19 protein-coding genes are annotated in these 17,334 nt (G+C 45.3%); 9 read left to right on the top strand and 10 right to left on the bottom strand.

Annotation, left to right across the window (positions count from 1 at the left end; genetic code table 11):
• Positions 1-32: 32 nt before the first annotated feature.
• From torA to torE, 3 genes are read right to left on the bottom strand one after another with little or no spacing between them, the layout of a single operon-like run.
• Positions 33-2,495 carry a trimethylamine-N-oxide reductase TorA gene (torA, locus tag C4S60_RS12040; protein ID WP_103880595.1) on the bottom strand — a complete coding sequence of 821 codons (2,463 nt, stop codon included), beginning with the start codon at positions 2,493-2,495 and terminating at the stop codon, positions 33-35.
• A gap of 23 nt (positions 2,496-2,518) precedes the next feature.
• Positions 2,519-3,700, bottom strand: a complete 1,182-nt coding sequence (torC, locus tag C4S60_RS12035; protein WP_103880594.1) for a pentaheme c-type cytochrome TorC — start codon at positions 3,698-3,700, stop codon at positions 2,519-2,521.
• Positions 3,701-3,744: 44 nt separating this feature from the next.
• On the bottom strand, positions 3,745-3,921 hold the full coding sequence (gene torE, locus C4S60_RS12030) for a trimethylamine N-oxide reductase system protein TorE (RefSeq protein WP_006075126.1): 177 nt from the start codon (positions 3,919-3,921) through the stop codon (positions 3,745-3,747).
• Between the two features lie 429 nt (positions 3,922-4,350).
• Here torE and C4S60_RS12025 point away from each other — a divergent pair, with 429 nt between their 5' ends.
• Both C4S60_RS12025 and C4S60_RS23555 read left to right on the top strand, forming a co-directional pair.
• Complete coding sequence (locus C4S60_RS12025; RefSeq protein ID WP_103880618.1) at positions 4,351-5,145, top strand: ABC transporter permease; 795 nt, start codon at positions 4,351-4,353, stop codon at positions 5,143-5,145.
• 245 nt (positions 5,146-5,390) lie between these two features.
• On the top strand, positions 5,391-5,549 hold the full coding sequence (locus C4S60_RS23555) for a hypothetical protein (RefSeq protein WP_160111360.1): 159 nt from the start codon (positions 5,391-5,393) through the stop codon (positions 5,547-5,549).
• Between the two features lie 95 nt (positions 5,550-5,644).
• Here C4S60_RS23555 and focA read toward each other — a convergent pair whose 3' ends face one another.
• Positions 5,645-6,487 carry a formate transporter FocA gene (gene focA / locus C4S60_RS12020; RefSeq protein WP_146060864.1) on the bottom strand — a complete coding sequence of 281 codons (843 nt, stop codon included), beginning with the start codon at positions 6,485-6,487 and terminating at the stop codon, positions 5,645-5,647.
• A gap of 281 nt (positions 6,488-6,768) precedes the next feature.
• Positions 6,769-7,971 carry a hypothetical protein gene (locus C4S60_RS12015; protein ID WP_103880593.1) on the bottom strand — a complete coding sequence of 401 codons (1,203 nt, stop codon included), beginning with the start codon at positions 7,969-7,971 and terminating at the stop codon, positions 6,769-6,771.
• Positions 7,972-8,238: 267 nt separating this feature from the next.
• Between C4S60_RS12015 and C4S60_RS12010 the strand changes: the two genes are divergently transcribed.
• Entirely contained in the window at positions 8,239-8,472 is a 234-nt protein-coding gene (locus C4S60_RS12010) for a TIGR02647 family protein (RefSeq protein ID WP_103880592.1), read from the top strand.
• 62 nt (positions 8,473-8,534) lie between these two features.
• On the opposite strand, the gene C4S60_RS12005 is transcribed toward C4S60_RS12010, so the two are convergent.
• Entirely contained in the window at positions 8,535-8,984 is a 450-nt protein-coding gene (locus tag C4S60_RS12005) for a PACE efflux transporter (RefSeq protein WP_103880591.1), read from the bottom strand.
• Between the two features lie 97 nt (positions 8,985-9,081).
• On the opposite strand from C4S60_RS12005, the gene C4S60_RS12000 reads away from it, so the two are divergent.
• Together C4S60_RS12000 and C4S60_RS11995 are read left to right on the top strand one after the other, a co-directional pair.
• A complete protein-coding gene (locus C4S60_RS12000) occupies positions 9,082-9,966 on the top strand; it encodes a LysR family transcriptional regulator (RefSeq protein WP_103880590.1) in 885 nt (294 codons plus the stop codon).
• A gap of 1 nt (position 9,967) precedes the next feature.
• Positions 9,968-10,810: an NAD-dependent epimerase/dehydratase family protein gene (locus C4S60_RS11995; RefSeq protein ID WP_103880589.1), complete on the top strand. Its 843-nt coding sequence runs from the start codon at positions 9,968-9,970 to the stop codon at positions 10,808-10,810.
• Between the two features lie 64 nt (positions 10,811-10,874).
• Here C4S60_RS11995 and C4S60_RS11990 read toward each other — a convergent pair whose 3' ends face one another.
• On the bottom strand, positions 10,875-11,453 hold the full coding sequence (locus C4S60_RS11990; protein ID WP_103880588.1) for a thymidine kinase: 579 nt from the start codon (positions 11,451-11,453) through the stop codon (positions 10,875-10,877).
• A gap of 61 nt (positions 11,454-11,514) precedes the next feature.
• A complete protein-coding gene (cysS, locus tag C4S60_RS11985; RefSeq protein ID WP_103880587.1) occupies positions 11,515-12,897 on the bottom strand; it encodes a cysteine--tRNA ligase in 1,383 nt (460 codons plus the stop codon).
• 242 nt (positions 12,898-13,139) lie between these two features.
• Between cysS and C4S60_RS11980 the strand changes: the two genes are divergently transcribed.
• Genes C4S60_RS11980 through C4S60_RS11965 form a run of 4 tightly spaced genes read left to right on the top strand, consistent with a single transcriptional unit; the run spans position 13,140 to position 16,230 of the window.
• Positions 13,140-13,634: a peptidylprolyl isomerase gene (locus C4S60_RS11980; RefSeq protein WP_103880586.1), complete on the top strand. Its 495-nt coding sequence runs from the start codon at positions 13,140-13,142 to the stop codon at positions 13,632-13,634.
• A 38-nt stretch (positions 13,635-13,672) separates the two neighbouring features.
• The gene (lpxH, locus tag C4S60_RS11975; RefSeq protein ID WP_103880585.1) at positions 13,673-14,437 is read left to right on the top strand and encodes a UDP-2,3-diacylglucosamine diphosphatase; all 765 of its coding nucleotides are present in this window, start codon (positions 13,673-13,675) and stop codon (positions 14,435-14,437) included.
• Between the two features lie 59 nt (positions 14,438-14,496).
• Entirely contained in the window at positions 14,497-15,729 is a 1,233-nt protein-coding gene (locus C4S60_RS11970) for an EAL and HDOD domain-containing protein (RefSeq protein ID WP_167390978.1), read from the top strand.
• Positions 15,730-15,741: 12 nt separating this feature from the next.
• Complete coding sequence (locus tag C4S60_RS11965) at positions 15,742-16,230, top strand: YchJ family metal-binding protein (RefSeq protein ID WP_103880583.1); 489 nt, start codon at positions 15,742-15,744, stop codon at positions 16,228-16,230.
• A gap of 65 nt (positions 16,231-16,295) precedes the next feature.
• Here the strand turns inward: C4S60_RS11965 and C4S60_RS11960 are convergent, their stop codons facing one another.
• Both C4S60_RS11960 and C4S60_RS11955 read right to left on the bottom strand, forming a co-directional pair.
• Positions 16,296-16,496, bottom strand: coding sequence for a DUF4250 domain-containing protein (locus C4S60_RS11960; protein ID WP_103880582.1), 201 nt, complete (start codon positions 16,494-16,496; stop codon positions 16,296-16,298).
• A 77-nt stretch (positions 16,497-16,573) separates the two neighbouring features.
• The gene (locus C4S60_RS11955) at positions 16,574-17,257 is read right to left on the bottom strand and encodes a hypothetical protein (protein WP_103880581.1); all 684 of its coding nucleotides are present in this window, start codon (positions 17,255-17,257) and stop codon (positions 16,574-16,576) included.
• Positions 17,258-17,334: the final 77 nt, after the last annotated feature.

Below are 17,334 nucleotides of genomic sequence, written 5' to 3'. Positions count from 1 at the left end.
ACTAGTTAAAACTATGAGTAAGTACTTGGAAATTATACCACTTCGATTGGGCCACCGAATGAGGTCACAGGTGGTACTTTGCCGGTAAATTTCTCAAAGTTCACCAAACATGTATTCGCAGACGTAGCCTGTGCCAACTCAGACGATGGAATATCTTGAGTCAATGTGTTTGGATCGCCATAGGTGTCAAGTGCACCAATTTTCTCGTTAAGAGGTCCATACCAGGCACCTTCTTCGATGCGAACCACACCAGGCGCGTAACTGTCTGTCACTACCGCGCCCGCAAGCAATTGCCCACGATCGTTGAAGACACGCACTAGATCACCATCATTGATACCTTTTGCTTTAGCATCCTGAGGGTTGATGTACACAGGCTCACGGCCTTGTACTGCGTACGTCGCCCGGAACTCTTCTGATTCACACATCTGAGAGTGCAGACGCTTATCAGGGTGGCAAGATTGCAACCAGTACGGGTGTTTATCAGACCCTGGTCCACCATGTGAACGCTCAGACTTTTCAAACCACATTGGGTGTTCTTGACAATGTTCGTAGCCCATGTTGCCAATCGTACGACTGGTGATTTCAATGAAGCCGGACGGTGTACCCAGCGCATTGATCTCTGGGTCTTCACGGAATGCGGCGTGTCTTACCCATGGTTTACCGGTACCAAAGTCAAGGAAACCTTTCTCCCAGAACTCTTCAAACTCAGGAAGTTCAAAGTTACCTTTATTGGCATCTTTACAGTTATTGTACAGCGATTTCACCCACTCCATTTCCGTCATACCACGGGTATAATCATCTGAACGACCCCAACGAGCAGTTAGTCCGGTCATGATGTCAAAGTCCGTTTTAGACTGGAACAGAGGATCAACCAGTTTGTGCATCGCAATCAAGCCACGACCTGAATACGCACCGTAACCATCGATATCGTTTCGCTCCCACTGTGTACAGGCAGGCAGTACAATGTCTGAGAAACGACATGTCGCCGTCCAGGCAAAATCAATCGATACCACGGTATGCAGATTTTGGAACGCCTTCTTCATTCGGTTGCGATCCTGATGGTGGTGCCAGGGGTTGTTACCACTGAATACCATCATCTTGAGGTCTGGCAGGGTTACCACTGAACCGTTAGAGTTAATCTTCTTGCCTGGTTCTAACAGACTGTCTACCCAACGCGCCACTGGAATAACGCGACTATAGCCATTGAAATCCTGGTTCGTGTGCTTTGGCGTTTGACCCTGATCGATGTTCAGCGGGAACGAACCTGGCGCTGCAAAACCTGTTGAAGGTACACCGATACCAGAGTAGTGGTGGCCATAGGACACCCCTCCACCAGGCAAACCAATTTGACCTATCATGGCAGCGATAACCGCCCCCATCCAGTATGGTTGTTCGCCGTGCTCCTGACGCTGTACACACCAGCCGAACAGTAACTGTGTGCGTCCTTTGACCAACATTCGAGCAAACTCACGGATCTGATCCGCTGATACACCACAGATTTCTGCCGCCCACTCTGGGGTTTTTTCTACTTTATCTTTTGTCTCACCCTGAACGTACTTGATGAAGTCTTCAAAGCCCAGACAGTACGTGTCAATGAACTTCTTATCGTAAAGATCTTCGTTGTACATGGTGTGAGCCAGACCCAGCATGAATGCCACGTCAGTTTGAGGATTCACATACAGGTGATCATTCTCAAGATAGCGCTGAGTTTTGTTCTTCACTGGATCAACAGAAATAACGTTGATTTCTTTCTTCGCTACTTTCTCTTTTAATTGCTCCAGATACGCAAATGACTCGTGAGTTTCACACGTCCAGCCAACCTGCAGGTTTTTCACTGGATCATTTGCCCAAAGAATGATGTTGTCACTGTTTTCCAGGATCAGTTCCCAAGAGGTGCCCTGCGCGTAAACTTCCGTAGAACCAAGAACATAAGGAAGAATGGTTTGGCCAGCACCTGTTGAATAGTCACCAACTTTCTTCACCGAATAACCATGAAGACCCATGGCACGCATCATGTGGTTAGTACAACTGTGGAACTGCCCTGTTTGGCGCCAACCTGTTTGCCCCGTGTGCAAAGCCCATGGACCATAATCTTTCTGAACACGTTCCAACTCACGATAGAACAAATCCAGAGCTTCATCCCAGGTCACGCGAACAAAACGGTTGTTACCACGGGTTTCCGGTGCATACTTGTGCTTTTTCAGCCAGTCCAGACGAACCATTGGGTAACGTACACGAGACGGGCTGTAGATAATCCCTTTGATGCCATTGAGCATATCCGTTGGGTATTTGTCTACGTCAAGAGGTTTGATTTCCTGAACTTTCCCCCCCCAAACACGGGCGCGAAATGCGCCCCAGTGAGAGCCAGATGTTTTCCAGGTACCGTCCGTCTCCGCTGCACTCGCAGACGCTGAAGCGAGCAAACTCGGACCAATCAGTGTTGCTGCACTTGAGCCCGCAACGCCTTTAAGGAAGCTTCTTCTTGTAATTGCCATTTTATTACTCCAATTGACGTCTATTAATGGTGACCTTCAGCGTAATCTGAAGAGTGCTTCTGAAGATACTTAAGTACAAGAGCTTCTGTATCTGTGTCGAAGTTCACGAATGCGATCATACCGTCTAGCATGCCTACCCAACCGTTAGCACTGAAGTGTGCAACGTCTGGCTGAGTGTGACAGGTCGAACAATTGGTTTGATACGCTTCACCCGCTGCGTTCCAAATTGGAGTAAAGTCTGACACCATAGATTCTTGTTTCATCCATAGATCTACAGCCACTTCTTCCCAAGGCAAGCCCGTTAGCTCATCTTCTTTCTTCGCACCCACATGTACATCACTGCTTTGCGACACTTCACGAGTCAGGATTGCCGTTGAGATATTTTTACCAAAGTCTTCCTGGATTACGCGGCCAAAGCCTTTTGCTTTGCGCCAGCCATCAATTTCAACTTTGATCATATCGCCCTTCACATCCAGAATCTTAACTTTACTTGCCGGACTTAGCAGACCTGCTTCTGTGGCAGCCGATTCATCGGTATACAGAGGTAGATGACGAATAGACACAACCGTCGAGTCTTTTGAGTAAGAAGTACTGTTAGCGACTTGCTCAAGGTCACCCACAATACCGCTGGCTCTTTCCATATCTTTAGGAAGATTGTGTGCGATACCTTTGTGACAGTCGACACAGCTCTGGTCGCGTTCAGCAGCAGACTTCATTTGAATACGAGCGGTCGGAGACATCTGCTCAAAGTCCATCGACTCATAGTTGTGGCAGTTTTTACATTCTAGTGATTTGTTCGCAGAAAAGCGGTCCCACTCGTGGCGAGCCAGTTCAAAGCGACGAGCTTCAAATTTTTCTGGTGTATCCAGATCACCAAAGACCTGCGCGAACACCTCTTTGGAAGCCTGCATCTTACGAGCGATTTTGTCGGTCCAGTTATGAGGAACGTGGCAATCCGGGCATGTTGCACGAACACCCGAATGGTTTTTCCAGTGAACAGTTTCTTGCAGTTCGACGTAGACGTTATCACGCATGGTGTGACAACTGATGCAGAACTCTTCGGTGTTAGTGGCTTCTAGTGCCGTGTTAAAACCACCCCAGAAAATAACACCAGCGATAAAACCACCCGCAGTCAGTACGCCCAGGCTGATATGAACGGCTGGACGGCTGATGGTGCGCCAAAGTTTGATAAAAAAGGATTTCATGACTAACTCTCTTGAATATCGTGATTGATAAATAGGCTATGCAATTAGCCGTGAACACCAGGAGGACCAAATACAAAGATTTGAAGCATCCAAACGATAAATCCGTAACCACCAACGATGGCTACACTCAAAAGAGGGAAGAAAACGGCACAGATGAAGAAAAAGGACTTCCACTCCATGCCATGCTTTTCAGCACTCTCAACTTTGTTAACATCACTCATACATTTGCCTATTTTGTATCGTGTACAGTTTGCGAGTTACGATGTTTTGCAACTCAATTATTTAAAGTATCTATTGAAAAATGCTAAACCATACTAACCGTGTGGTTCAATCAATTCCGGTCACTCAACCCTTACTAATCAACAGTTTTTTGAGTTCATCCCGAGTTGTATTTAATTAAAAATCTATGTGAAATTTTATGAACAGATATGAAAAATTAATACAGTTATAAGTATGTGAACGACGCAACAAATTTGCAACTTTAGCCCTTTCGAGTAAGGTCAAAAAACACCAATATGACAGTGTTTCCGATCTCAATCCTCCTCTGAATGTTAATTTCTTGTATCTTTTTTCATGGCAAAAGAGAGTGATAACCAACTGGGAATTCAGTACTATTTAACGACCTATCGTTCTCAACAATGGCCAGGTTCATGCAGCAAGCCGTAGATATCAGTTGGTGGCAAATACTGTTGTTCGCATCCACACTTTGTATCCCATTCGCCATTAACGCCCGTTACAAACTTGCTCTGGGGCGTGATGCCGTAGTTGGTCTGATACGAATGACCCTACAGTTAGCGCTTGTGGGTTTGTATCTGGAATATTTGTTTTATCTGAATAGCTTAGTTGTCAACCTACTGTGGTTGATGGTCATGATTCTGGTCGGGGCAAATGCGATTGTTGGCAAAGCAAAGTTACCGAAAAGACCACTCATGGGGTATGTAGGGTTAGGTTTAGCGATTGGGCTGTTTCCAGTCATAGCATTACTCTGCCTGGCTATCATTCAACCTAATCCGTTCTACAGCGCGCAATACGTAATTCCTCTGTCGGGGATGCTCTTAGGTAACAGTCTGAGCGGCAACATCGTGGCACTGCAAAACTTCTTTGGTTCACTAGAAAGCCGTTGGAGCGAATATGAAGCCTCTATTTCCCTTGGAGCCCCTATCCCATTCGCTACGCTACCGTTTGTCCGGGTGGCATTGCAGAAGTCGCTTGCTCCCATTCTCGCGACCATGGCGACCACGGGTCTGGTTTCGCTGCCAGGTATGATGACAGGTCAGATTCTGGGGGGAACCAATCCAATTATCGCCATTAAGTATCAGCTCATAATCATGATAGCCATTTTTGTGATGATGACTATTTCCATCACCCTCACACTGAACCTTGTGGTTCACCGGTGTTTTAACCACGCTGGCAGACCAGAAATCCACTTTATTGATTCTCAATAAATCAGGCGCGTTTATGTTACACACCCAATTTAAACCAGGTTATCCACAGGATATGTGGATAACCAACTTATTGAGTTTATGGAAATTTTGTAATGCGGCCACTAGATATAGTGTAAATGTGTGCAGACGTCATCTAGCGTTAACAGTGGCGTCATGAATGCTGGTTATTTTATGTGCAGGCTTTGCGTAAAAGCCTGAAGATATGTCAGTTCAAAGAATCAGATAAATCGTCAGGAGGACGAACGATGGCATCACTGATGGTACTCAATTCCCAGCTGTTAACCGAGGATGACGCCAAAAACTGGCTCATCTGTACACCGGAAGCGCTGTCTGCTAACGACCTTGATAGCACCAAGGATAGAGAGATGTCCGACACTTTGTCTACTGGGGAGCTGTTGGGATAGCCCCCAAACAAAAAGCGCGTTTGACTCTAAAGGGTCAAAACGCGCTTTTAGCTCAATACCGTGTACCAGTTTGCCTAATTGAATCGGATCGCAGATTAATCTCTTAGGTAAATGAGCCAATAAAGCATGCCCACAAAGACACCACCACCAATAATGTTGCCTAATGTCACCGGAACTAAGTTGTTGACCACAAAGGTCATCACGTTCAAATCAGCAAATTCAGCTGGTGACGCCCCAATCATTTGCCAAAACTCGGGAGAGGCTAAATTCTTAATTCCGATAGCCATTGGAACCTGAAACATGTTGGCGATACAGTGTTCAAAACCCGCCGATACGAACATGGCAACCGGCAAAACCATAACAATGATTTTGTCTGTCAGCGTACGACCACTGAACGTCATCCATACAGCGATACACACCAGAACATTACACATAATACCCAGTGCAACGGCCTGCCAAAAGCCATGGTGAAGTTTATGTTGAGCTATATGCATCGTATTGAGTCCAACTTGTCCGCCATCAAACATGTACTGTTTTGCGGTCAGCATGATCCCCACAAGAAACAGAGCGCCAAGCATATTGCCCAGATAAACCACAACCCAGTTTTTGAATAGCGAACGCCAGGTGATTTTGCCACTTGCACGCGCCACCAGCGTCAACACAGAACTGGTAAACAGCTCCCCACCAGTAATAATAACTAGCACCAAACCTAAACTGAATGCCAGTCCTCCCATAAAACGAGTCAGTCCCCAGGGAAGATCACCTGCGCCAGTTGTAATCGTGGTATAAAAAATAAACGCGATACCTATGTGCAATCCAGCCGTAATAGCCAGTAAAAAAGACTTCATTGGGTCTTTTGTTGCTTTACCTACACCAGCTTCAGCAGCACGTTCTGCCATTTGAGGAGGCAGCAAGGCATCAAATTGATTCATTTCCATTTCGCTCTTATACATATTTGGTTACATATCGAATTGGCGCGGATAATCACCCCAATCGATAAATAAAGCAAGTCCTATTTATCATTTTTATACCAAGGTTCTTGACAGGTGAAAAATCGAGTGAGCGAAATGGTTTGCGGGTAAGGAATCTTTGCCCTCTTTCAATAATAAAGGCTTATTTCTCATAAATGAAAAGGATAAATGGGACTCTCAAAACCCCAGAGTTGTAAGTAAAAAAAACGCCGCTTGAAGCGGCGTCTAAAGGTGTCCAAATCGAAACTCTAAGAGTTATCGGCTTGTTGCTGTAAAGCAGAGACCAGCTTTTTGAGAGCTTCTATTTCTGCTTTATTTTGCGCAGCTTTGTCTAATACTTGCTGAGTGTCTGGCGTAAACTGTTCAGTGGCGAGAACGTGAGCTTCGTTTTGCTTCTCAAGTAATGCGACTTTTTTCTTTAAGAACTCGTTCTCTTTTTGCAGCGACTTGGATCGATCTGCACGCTTTAATGCTTCAACGTCATGAGCAATACGTTCAGACTGTGCTAACAACGGTTGGTCACGATAATCGTTGCCTTTGGCCACCGATGATATTTTGTGCAATCGAGATTCAGCCTCTAGCACAACTGGTTCGAATTGAGACTTCTCAATACTGACCAGCTTCGTCACTTCTTTAACCACTGATTCCAGACGCCTGAACTGGAAGTTAATTCGATCGACTTGTTGTTGAATGTCATCAAAGTGTCGTGGCGAATGCGAAACATAGTTACCTAGCTCTTTAATGCCCTGTTCAACATAGCCAAAGCTCACCGGTGCCAGAACGTTATGTCTGGCTTTAGATAGATCGAGCAATCTCTGTTCCAGAGGCTTAACATAAATCGCCTCTATGACTCTCACCTCTAGTGTTTTGGCATTATCCAGAAAGATATCCTGATAGCTCTCCGCATGTTCCACCTCTGAGACCACCAGATATTCAAACAATCTTTGATAACTGCGATTGAGGTTATTCATCGCATGCTTGAAATAACGTCCAGCCTCAATCTCGATGAGATAAGCCATCTGAGTCATTGCCGGTTCCAGCAGAACATCTGCCTGTGTCTTCAAGCCTTGTATAGCACTGTAGTTGTACTCTACCGAATTGATCCTATCACGAAATGCCACTGCATAGGTTTCGCTGGAGAACACTGAGTGCTTACTATCGACTTGGTTCGGATCTTTTCTCATCTCGATAAACAAATCGTGTGCGCTTTTCCAGGACGACATCATGTCACGGTAGTTCTCTGGCGCGTAGATTCGAAGTGATTCCGACCCCTCCAGTTTCTTTGACCAAGTGGTGTACGTGTCCGAAATTTCACTGAACACCTTACTTCTGGTTAGCCGAACTTCTTCAGGACTAAGGTTCGCCTGAGAATCATTCGTTGTTGGTGTGCTCGCACACGAGGTAATCCCCAAAACACACATCAATACTACTGCTAATTTGCCCGTAGACATCTACTCTCCTAAAAACCCAGGACATATCTAAGCCCTAGGTAAACTTCATGCCAACTTGGCCAATAGTGAGCTTAGAACTATATTCAAATTTATAGACAAAATACATTGTAAGGGTGTTCAACCGGTTACGTTTCATCCACTTCATTCAAAAATTCGTCGATTCACATTAATAAGGCGGCGCAAGCTAACACTTTATTAACTCTGCGATTGTCAACGAAAGCGATCCCCACTATGTTGAGAGAAGAATCTCAACCAAGAGGCAATTCAATGAAATTCAATCAAGAGCATCTTTCTGAAATGAATCTGCTGCTACAGTTTGACCTTAGTAGTGCGGCAACCGGTATCAAAGTTCATCATGATGCGAGTGAAGAGATGCAAAAAGCAGTCCAAAGACTGTTTGATAAAGGACTGTGTACCCTTCCAGATGGTGGTTACCTGACGGATGAGGGAATTGAGGTTGCTGAACATGCGGATCGCGTACTGCGCGTTCTTAGTTCTTAGTTCTTAGTTAAAAACCATTCAAACACACAGCGGCATATCCATGCCGCTGTGGTCAGTTCTCCCTATTGCAAGGGCTGAATGTCACCGCGTCTTCCAATCCGAACAAGTAAGCGCTGGTAAGGTTGCCATCTGTCATACATCCAGTTAAAGCCTGTTGTATAGAAGAAGAAAAACACCAAGAATCCGGCTTCAATCAGCAACGCAGTCAGCAACGAAACCTGTAAAAACCATGCGATAGCAGGGATGGTAAACAGAATCAATCCTGCTTCAAAACCCAAAGCGTGAGCTACTCTTGTCCGCACTGTTCGCTCACTGCGATCTCCGGGGACATATTTATCAAACCAGTGGTTGTAGATGTAATTCCAGACAACAGTAAAAGCACTCATCCCTACTCCGACAATCATCAGTTGCACTGAACCACTACCCGTTGCAAGAGATGCAATAGGTATAATGATAGCAAGGGCCAACGCTTCAAATAATACGGCATGGAATATTCTTTCTTTATTGTTCATATAGATAACCCAATACGTTCAAACTCTGTGTACCAATACGCCAATTATCCGTTATGCTGTAAGTATCAGAAAACGAGATAACATCAGGAAAACTGATATGTTGAGTATTGAGCAGATTGAAGCCTTTATTACCACAGTCGAAGCGGGTTCCTTCTCCGCTGCCGCAAGAAAACTCGGGAAGGTGCAGTCCGCCATCAGCCAGAATATTATGAATCTGGAAATAGATTGCGGTGTCGAGGTGTTCGACCGCAGTGGCCGCTATCCGGTACTGACAGATGCTGGGCATAAGCTTCTTCCCTATGCCAAAGCCGCTATGATTCAGCACAACCGTTTGTCAGAGTTAGTCAGCAGCCTGACGGTCACAGACATTCAACCAATCGTACTGGCGGTTGATGAAGGTATTCCGCTTGAGCGAATCACTCCAATACTCAAACATCTCGCCAGTGAGTTTCCCACTTTACAGCTAGAATGCTTACTCGCTTGCAGCGTGGACATCATTGAAATGGTTCAGTCCGGACGTGCGACATCCGGTCTGGTTTACGGTGAGCATGTCATCCCCTTCTCTCTCGATTTTGAGGTGGTAGGAGCCTTTGAGTTTGACATCTTTGTGGCGGCTGACCACCCTCTTGCGCATACCATTTCCCCTCACATTGAAATACTTAGCTTGCACCGGCAACTAGTAATCAGCTCGCGTAGCTCACAAAAGAGCAGCTTCCATCAAATCTTAAGTCCCGACGTATGGTATTCCGACAGTTACGCTATGATTATGGAGTGGTGTATTGAGGGATTTGGCTGGACGTATGCACCATCTTATATGGCAAAAGAAGCGCTAGCTCAAGGCAAGTTAGTGAGGGTTCCTATAGAATTTGAGAAAATATCAGCAATCAGCAACATTGACCTGATTCAACACTCGAGTAAAAGTAGAGATCCCGGACATAAGCGGTTGAGAGAGCTACTAAGGCATCGTTTCGAGGACGTATAACATGAACGGAAATCAAATTCTCATTGTAGGGGCGGGATGGTTGGGTTTACCTTTGGCCAAATCACTGTCAAACAGAGGTTATTCTGTCATTCCTACTCGCACCAGCGAACAAGGCGTAGAAGAGTTATCGGACGCCGGACTCGATGGTTTTTGCCTCGACCTCAATGAGGTTAAAGAGGAAGAAGATATCTTGTCCCTCGCTGATAAACTGGTGGCGAAGGATGTTAAGACACTTATTGGCTGTTTCCCTCCCGGCTTCAGACAAGGAGGTGGTGCCTTATATGCATCACAATGGAATCTACTTTGCCAATTAGCCAAAATGATTGGTGTAGAGAAAATCATCATGGTGAGCTCAACCTCTGTCTATCCTGACAGAGCGGAAATCATGACCGAAGACATGGCGAGACTCCCCATTGCCAAAGGTCGGGATGACTTCAGTGCAAAATCCATCATTATGTTGACGGCGGAAGAGCACGTTAGAAACTCTACCCTGGATTATGTCATCATACGTTGTAGTGGCTTATTCGGCCCCAATCGCCACCCTTCCCGTTTTGCATCCAAGTTAAAATCGATCAGCGATCAGGCAGCGGCTAACATGTTGCATCTTGATGACGCTATCGGCTCCATCATTTTCAGTCTTGAAAACCTCAACGCAACGGTCGTTAACGCATCAACACCGAATACGTGTGACAAGGTCACTTTCTACAGAGCTGCGTTACGTTCAGCCGGACTGGACACTTCATTGAACTTAGTCAGTTCAGAACCCGATAAAACCATATCCAGTGAAAAACTGCAGAGACTAGGTTATAGCTTTAAATATGATCACACGCTGGACGCACTCTAGATATTCAGAAAGCCATTAAAAAAGGAAGCATTCGCTTCCTTTTTTGTTCTTCAGTTGATTGGCGTTATTTGCCCAGCGCTTCTTTATAATGCTGGCGACATACGGAAACATATCTGTCATTGCCACCTATCGCCACCTGATCACCTTCAGCGATCGCATTGCCATGTTCATCGGTTCTAATCACCATATTGGCCTTACGACCACAGTGGCAGATGGTTTTCAGTTCAATCAGTTTGTCAGCCCAGGCAAGAAGATGTCTACTGCCTTCAAAAAGCTCACCCAAAAAGTCCGTTCTCAGACCATAACATAGCACTGGAATATTCAGCTTATCGACCACTTCCGTCAATTGGTATACTTGCTCTTTAGACAGGAACTGACATTCATCCACTAAAATACAATGACGCTTCTCAGCCGCATTCAATGTGGCAATATCATCGAACAAATTAGTCGTCGGCTGAAATAACTGCGCTTCTGATTGCAAACCAATACGTGAACTGACCAATCCCACGCCGTAGCGATCATCCAACGCTGCAGTATAGATTAAAGGATTCATACCACGTTCTTGATAGTTAAAAGAAGACTGAAGAAGAGTCGTTGACTTACCTGCATTCATTGCAGAGTAATAGAAATACATCTGAGCCAAAACGTTACACCAAATCTGAAATTTAAAAAGAAGCCCTTGGCATGCCAAGGGCTACGAAAATTTACTTACGACGCCAAGTCGTGCCTTCTGGACCATCTTCCAGAACAATGCCCATTTCGGTCAACTTGTCACGAGCCATATCGGCATTGGCCCAGTCTTTTGACGCACGAGAATCATTACGCAGTTTGATAAGCGCTTCAATTTCAGCCACTTCATCATCATCACCTGCGTCACCCTTAAGAAACGCTTCCGGATCCTGATAAAGAATGCCTATCACATCAGCCAGTTCGCGCATTAGAGCGCCTAGTTGGCTCGCTTGCTCCATATCCACGGTTTTCAGACGGTTGATCTCACGAGCCAGGTCAAACAGCACCGAATAAGCTTCTGGCGTATTGAAATCATCGTTCATCGCAGTGGTAAAACGAGTCACGTACTCCTCACCGCCGGTCGGTTCGGCATTGATGTCCAAACCACGAAGAGAAGTATACAGACGCTCAAGTGCCGCACGAGCCTGATTGAGATTGTCTTCACTGTAGTTAAGTTGGCTACGATAGTGGCCAGACATCAGGAAGTAACGTACCGTTTCTGGGTCATAGTGCTCCAGCACGTCACGGATGGTAAAGAAGTTGCCAAGTGATTTAGACATTTTCTCTTTGTCTACCATCACCATTCCGCTATGCATCCATGTATTAACATATTGAGTGCCATGAGCACAGCAAGACTGAGCAATTTCGTTTTCATGATGCGGGAACTGAAGGTCAGAGCCACCGCCGTGAATGTCAAAGTGATTGCCTAAAATCGAAGAGTTCATTGCGGAACATTCAATATGCCATCCCGGGCGACCAGCACCCCATGGTGATTCCCACGTTGGTTCGCCAGGTTTAGACATTTTCCAAAGTACGAAATCAAGCGGGCTACGTTTCGCACTCTCTACATCGACACGAGCACCTGCCTGAAGTTGATCCAGATCCTGCTTGGACAACTTGCCGTACTCATCAAACTTAGCAACTTCGAACATAACGTCGCCATTGTCCGCAACATAAGCGAAACCACGTTCAATCAGCTTTTCTACCAATTCAATGATTTCGGCAATAAACTCGGTTGCACGAGGCTCAACATCCGGGCGTTTCATGTTCAGAGCATCGAAATCTGCGTGCATTTCACCGATCAGACGCTCCGTTAACGATTCACACGACTCACCGTTTTCATTCGCTCGTTTGATGATCTTGTCATCGATGTCAGTAATATTGCGAACAAAATTCAAGTCATAACCGACATAACGCAGGTAACGAGATACAACATCGAACGATACAAATGTACGACCATGACCAATATGACAGAGATCGTAAATAGTGACCCCACAGACATACATGCCGACTTTGCCCGCATGAATAGGTTTGAATTCCTCTTTTTGTCTCGTCAGTGTGTTGTATATTTTTAGCATGATCTCTATCTGGATTATTACGTTTACAAAGTAACGGCGATTATAACCATAATCCTTGTCAGAATGGAGGTATTAAGCGAAGAAATGTTGTAATTTGCTCGAAGAATAAACGATTTTAACCTCTGTTCAGGTAAAAAACGCCCGTTAAGTTTCTGTTCACTGGCTTTCTTCGTTTGCTTGTGCACTCAGTTAGGCTAGAATCGGAGTTTCTAATATAAAAAAACACGTAATAGGTACTCATCATGATCACCCTTCACACTAATTTCGGCGACATCAAGATTCAACTAAACGAAGAAAAAGCACCAGAAACAAGTGCTAACTTCGCGCAGTACTGCCGCGATGGTTTCTACGACAACACGCTATTCCACCGTGTTATCGATGGTTTCATGATCCAAGGTGGCGGCATGACTTCTGGTCTTAAAGAGAAAGCAACGCGCGCTCCAATTAAAAACGAAGCAAACAACGGCCTGAGCAATAAAGTGGGTACACTTGCTATGGCTCGCACTATGGAACCACATTCGGCAAGCTCTCAATTCTTCATCAACGTAAATGACAACACATTCCTGGACTTCCGTTCAGAGAGCCTGGATGGTTGGGGTTACTGTGTATTCGGTGAAGTGGTCGAAGGCATGGACATCGTTAATAAGATCAAAGGTGTTAGCACAGGTTCAATGGGCATGCACCAAGACGTACCACTTGAAGAAGTGATCATCACTGGTACAACAATTCACGAGTAATCGTGTCAGGGAGGGGAAACCCTCCCTTTGATCTCACTATGACAACACTATTTATATCTGATCTGCACCTCTCACCTCTCCAGCCTCAAACGACGGATTGTTTTGTAAATTTCATGCGAGAAGAAGCCATTCATGCTGACGCTCTGTATGTACTCGGCGATCTGTTTGAATTTTGGATTGGCGATGATGATCCCTCTGAATTTGCTGCCCAAATCAAAAGTGAATTCCTTTCTCTGACGCAGCGAGGCACACCTTGTTATTTTATTCAGGGAAATCGGGACTTTTTACTCAATAAACGATTCTGTCAGGAGACCGGTGTCACTCTATTGCCGGAACATACAGTCATTGACCTTTACGGACGAAAAACCGTCATTCTGCACGGTGATACGCTCTGCACACAAGACACCAAATATCAGTCTTTCCGAGCAAAAGTTCACATGCCCTGGCTTCAATGGCTATTCAATCGACTCCCCTTCTTCACAAGGCGCTGTATCGTAAGTAAAATTCAGGGAGATATTCGAGAAGTTAAAGCAACCAAATCCCTCGACATCATGGATGTCACGCAGTCAGAAGTCGAAGCACTTATGACAAGCGAAGGTGTGGATCTGATGATTCACGGTCATACGCATCGACCCAATGTGCATCATTTTTCGGTTGATGACAAAAAGTATACACGTATCGTCCTAGGCGATTGGTATCACCAAGGCTCTGTTTTGGTTTGTTCACCTGATTCAAACTCGTTAGAAGTACGCCGTTTTGCTCAAAGCATGACGCAAGCCGCAGAAAATCGGCCATATGATTAGTCAACGACTGTAATAAAACGTTAAAATAGAACGACGTTTTTGAGATCACGATGCAAAATTTGAAATACTCCTACATTGCCCGGCAACCGATTTTAGACAGTGAACAAAAAACGGTTGGCTATGAATTGCTGTTTCGGGACGGTCCCAACAATACGTTTCCGGACATCGATCCGGAACTGGCGACCAACAGATTGTTATCTGAGCACTTTCTTGCTACCCATTACAGTACGATTGGCGATAAACTGGGGTTTGTGAACTTTCCCTACCAGAGCCTTGTGAATCAAGTACCTACTCTGTTTCCCAAAGATAACTTGGTTATTGAAATCCTGGAAAGCTGTGAGCCCACGACCGAACTGCTGGCTGCGGTGAAAAAGATGTCAAAAGCTGGTTACACTTTTGCTCTGGATGATTTTGTCCCGCGCAAAGAGTGGCTTCCATTTCTTCCGTATACCTCAATCATTAAGATAGACATTCGCCAGTATTCTCTGTCTAAGGCACAAAAGCTTATTGATCGTCTCAAAAACCAGGACATTATTTTTCTGGCCGAGAAAGTCGAAACCTATGAAGAATTTGAAATTGCTAAGCAAGTAGGTTTCACCCAGTTCCAAGGGTACTTTTTTAGTCGTCCACAACTGATCAGACGTAAACAAATCAAACCGTCTTTTCTGACGGTAGTTCAACTGTGTAAAGAGATTGCCAATCCAAACATCAATTACGATGAGCTTGAGCGCCTGATTTCGCAAGATGTAACGCTGTCATACAAACTGCTTACCTTTGTCAATGCTTCTTACCTGATTCGAGCCGAGATCAAGTCTTTTAAACAAGCGCTGGTTTACCTGGGTGAAGAACGACTGCGCAAGTTTATTTCTCTTGTCGCCATTACATCGACTCAGGACGATAAACCCGACACCCTGTACAGTTTGTCGATTCAACGGGCACGCTTCTGTGAATTACTGCTGGCGGACCTCAATACCAACCTCGACGAAGGACTTGGTTTTTTGACTGGCATGTTCTCTTTACTGGATTCATTATTTGACCAACCACTAGAAGAATTGGTGCAGAAAATGCCGATCGACAACCTGGTTAAAGTGGCACTGGTGACCAAACAGGGTACATTGGGCAACATCCTTACCTTAGTAAAAGCGTATGAAGCCGCCGAGTGGGTAACGGTCATTTCCTGTCGCGATAAATTGGATCTTAGTGACGAGAAGCTTGCGAAATATTATGATGACGCGATTAAGTGGACCGAAGATCTTTTGGCGATCGAAACGGAATACCACACCCACGCCTAATTTGGACTAGTTATGACACTTTGCTTTTGCGGCAGTAAGCAGCCTTACGATACTTGTTGCCAACCGATACACCACAACCCAAAGCTTGCTACCCGCCCCGAGCAACTGATGCGAGCACGCTTTAGTGCCCATATCACCAAAAACGTTGAATTTGTAGTAGCCACTTATCATCCTAGCTGTCATGCCGCTCAGGAAAAAGACTCTATTGCAGAATCTGTCAATAGCCACTGGACCAGACTAGAGGTTCTGAGCACTGAAGAGGGTTCTACAGACAATGAAGGGTTTGTCTCATTTCAGGCCTACCTTGAAGATGAAGGCCTTGAATACTGTCTGTCAGAGAGATCGCGCTTTCTGTTTGAAAACGAGCAATGGTTTTACGTTGATGGTGAACTGGACGACTCCACTCCCCCCCGCCCTATCACTATAGAAAGCACCAAAGTGGGAAGAAATGACCCTTGCCCATGTGGAAGTGGTAAGAAATACAAGAAGTGTTGCGGATAACAACGGCCAGATGCGGTGGAGACCATGCCTATCGTGATCTCCATTAGCTCTTTTAAAGTCAATGACTAACGCTGGTATGCCTTAAACTGATTGGTAAGAGGATCGTACTGATAACCCAACACATCTAACTTGCCAACCACACCTTCGACATCCATTTCGTACATGCTTGCAAGCTCTTCAAAAGAATCGCATTCCAGGCGCAATTTTTCATTAACGATTCCCAGTAAGATAATACTGTCAAAACTACTAACGTTACTCAGGTCCATAATCGTACTCCATAAAAAAAGCCAGCCTTTTAAGACTAGCTTCATTTATCAAAATAGAAAGTGACCTCAGTGGCAATTTATACTAACCAATAGAGTTGCAGTAACCCGATATTTGTCACCATTAAGCTCAGAAACGCGACCACCAATTGTCCCTTGGCCGGCGGCGTATGACGTATGATGTGCCAACTCCAGATAAGGATCCCAACAAGTAAAAAGAGTAATGAAGTCACTGCTGCCGATGTGAACTGAGTTACAATAGCGGGCTCCCACTGGTAAGCATTAAGAGCGAAGCTCACAGCCAGCAACATTGCAAAAATAACACCACTAACCGGCAAGATGCGATGGAATGCCTGAAGACGAGTTCTTGCGATCGTCAGAAGTAAGTGCGCAAACACCGTGCCCAAAAGTAATCCAGAACAAGCCAATGAGAGAGACTGGGCAAGATTTGGCTGTTGCCCAATGATAACACCCGCGAAAGCCACACCGAATCCATTCGCCAGATGTATCACCCAGAAGGGCCCTTTTTCCCGGGTTTTACCCGTTTTTACCTGCGAATAAAAATAGAATATCGCGAAGACAACCAGAAACGCTTCGACTTTTAGCGATGCTATCGCCAACCAAAGTAAACCTATGGCCGGAAAAAGCTTGTGAATTCGTCCGCGTTGACCAGGGCAGATATCTCCCTTAGACAGTATGAGAGTCAGAATAAGCAGAGCTACGGTCAGGGCCGGGGCCAACAAGGTTAAAACGGCGGTTATCATAGTTTACAAGTTATCAGGGTAATCAATGGCGGTGATAATATATCAGCTGCGCGGTGAAAGCCATTTACATTGAAAAA

Origin of the sequence: Vibrio hangzhouensis (assembly GCF_900107935.1) — a bacterium.
Classification (GTDB): Bacteria; Pseudomonadota; Gammaproteobacteria; order Enterobacterales; family Vibrionaceae; genus Vibrio; species Vibrio hangzhouensis.
This window is presented reverse-complemented; position numbering and strand designations above follow the sequence as displayed.

Coding starts and splice junctions, on each gene's coding strand:
- torA (WP_103880595.1), bottom strand. CDS start 2,495: ATGGCAATTACAAGAAGAAGCTTCCTTAAAGGCGTTGCGGGCTCAAGT.
- torC (WP_103880594.1), bottom strand. CDS start 3,700: ATGAAATCCTTTTTTATCAAACTTTGGCGCACCATCAGCCGTCCAGCC.
- torE (WP_006075126.1), bottom strand. CDS start 3,921: ATGAGTGATGTTAACAAAGTTGAGAGTGCTGAAAAGCATGGCATGGAG.
- C4S60_RS12025 (WP_103880618.1), top strand. CDS start 4,351: ATGCAGCAAGCCGTAGATATCAGTTGGTGGCAAATACTGTTGTTCGCA.
- C4S60_RS23555 (WP_160111360.1), top strand. CDS start 5,391: ATGGCATCACTGATGGTACTCAATTCCCAGCTGTTAACCGAGGATGAC.
- focA (WP_146060864.1), bottom strand. CDS start 6,487: ATGGAAATGAATCAATTTGATGCCTTGCTGCCTCCTCAAATGGCAGAA.
- C4S60_RS12015 (WP_103880593.1), bottom strand. CDS start 7,971: ATGTCTACGGGCAAATTAGCAGTAGTATTGATGTGTGTTTTGGGGATT.
- C4S60_RS12010 (WP_103880592.1), top strand. CDS start 8,239: ATGAAATTCAATCAAGAGCATCTTTCTGAAATGAATCTGCTGCTACAG.
- C4S60_RS12005 (WP_103880591.1), bottom strand. CDS start 8,984: ATGAACAATAAAGAAAGAATATTCCATGCCGTATTATTTGAAGCGTTG.
- C4S60_RS12000 (WP_103880590.1), top strand. CDS start 9,082: ATGTTGAGTATTGAGCAGATTGAAGCCTTTATTACCACAGTCGAAGCG.
- C4S60_RS11995 (WP_103880589.1), top strand. CDS start 9,968: ATGAACGGAAATCAAATTCTCATTGTAGGGGCGGGATGGTTGGGTTTA.
- cysS (WP_103880587.1), bottom strand. CDS start 12,897: ATGCTAAAAATATACAACACACTGACGAGACAAAAAGAGGAATTCAAA.
- C4S60_RS11980 (WP_103880586.1), top strand. CDS start 13,140: ATGATCACCCTTCACACTAATTTCGGCGACATCAAGATTCAACTAAAC.
- lpxH (WP_103880585.1), top strand. CDS start 13,673: ATGACAACACTATTTATATCTGATCTGCACCTCTCACCTCTCCAGCCT.
- C4S60_RS11965 (WP_103880583.1), top strand. CDS start 15,742: ATGACACTTTGCTTTTGCGGCAGTAAGCAGCCTTACGATACTTGTTGC.
- C4S60_RS11960 (WP_103880582.1), bottom strand. CDS start 16,496: ATGGACCTGAGTAACGTTAGTAGTTTTGACAGTATTATCTTACTGGGA.
- C4S60_RS11955 (WP_103880581.1), bottom strand. CDS start 17,257: ATGATAACCGCCGTTTTAACCTTGTTGGCCCCGGCCCTGACCGTAGCT.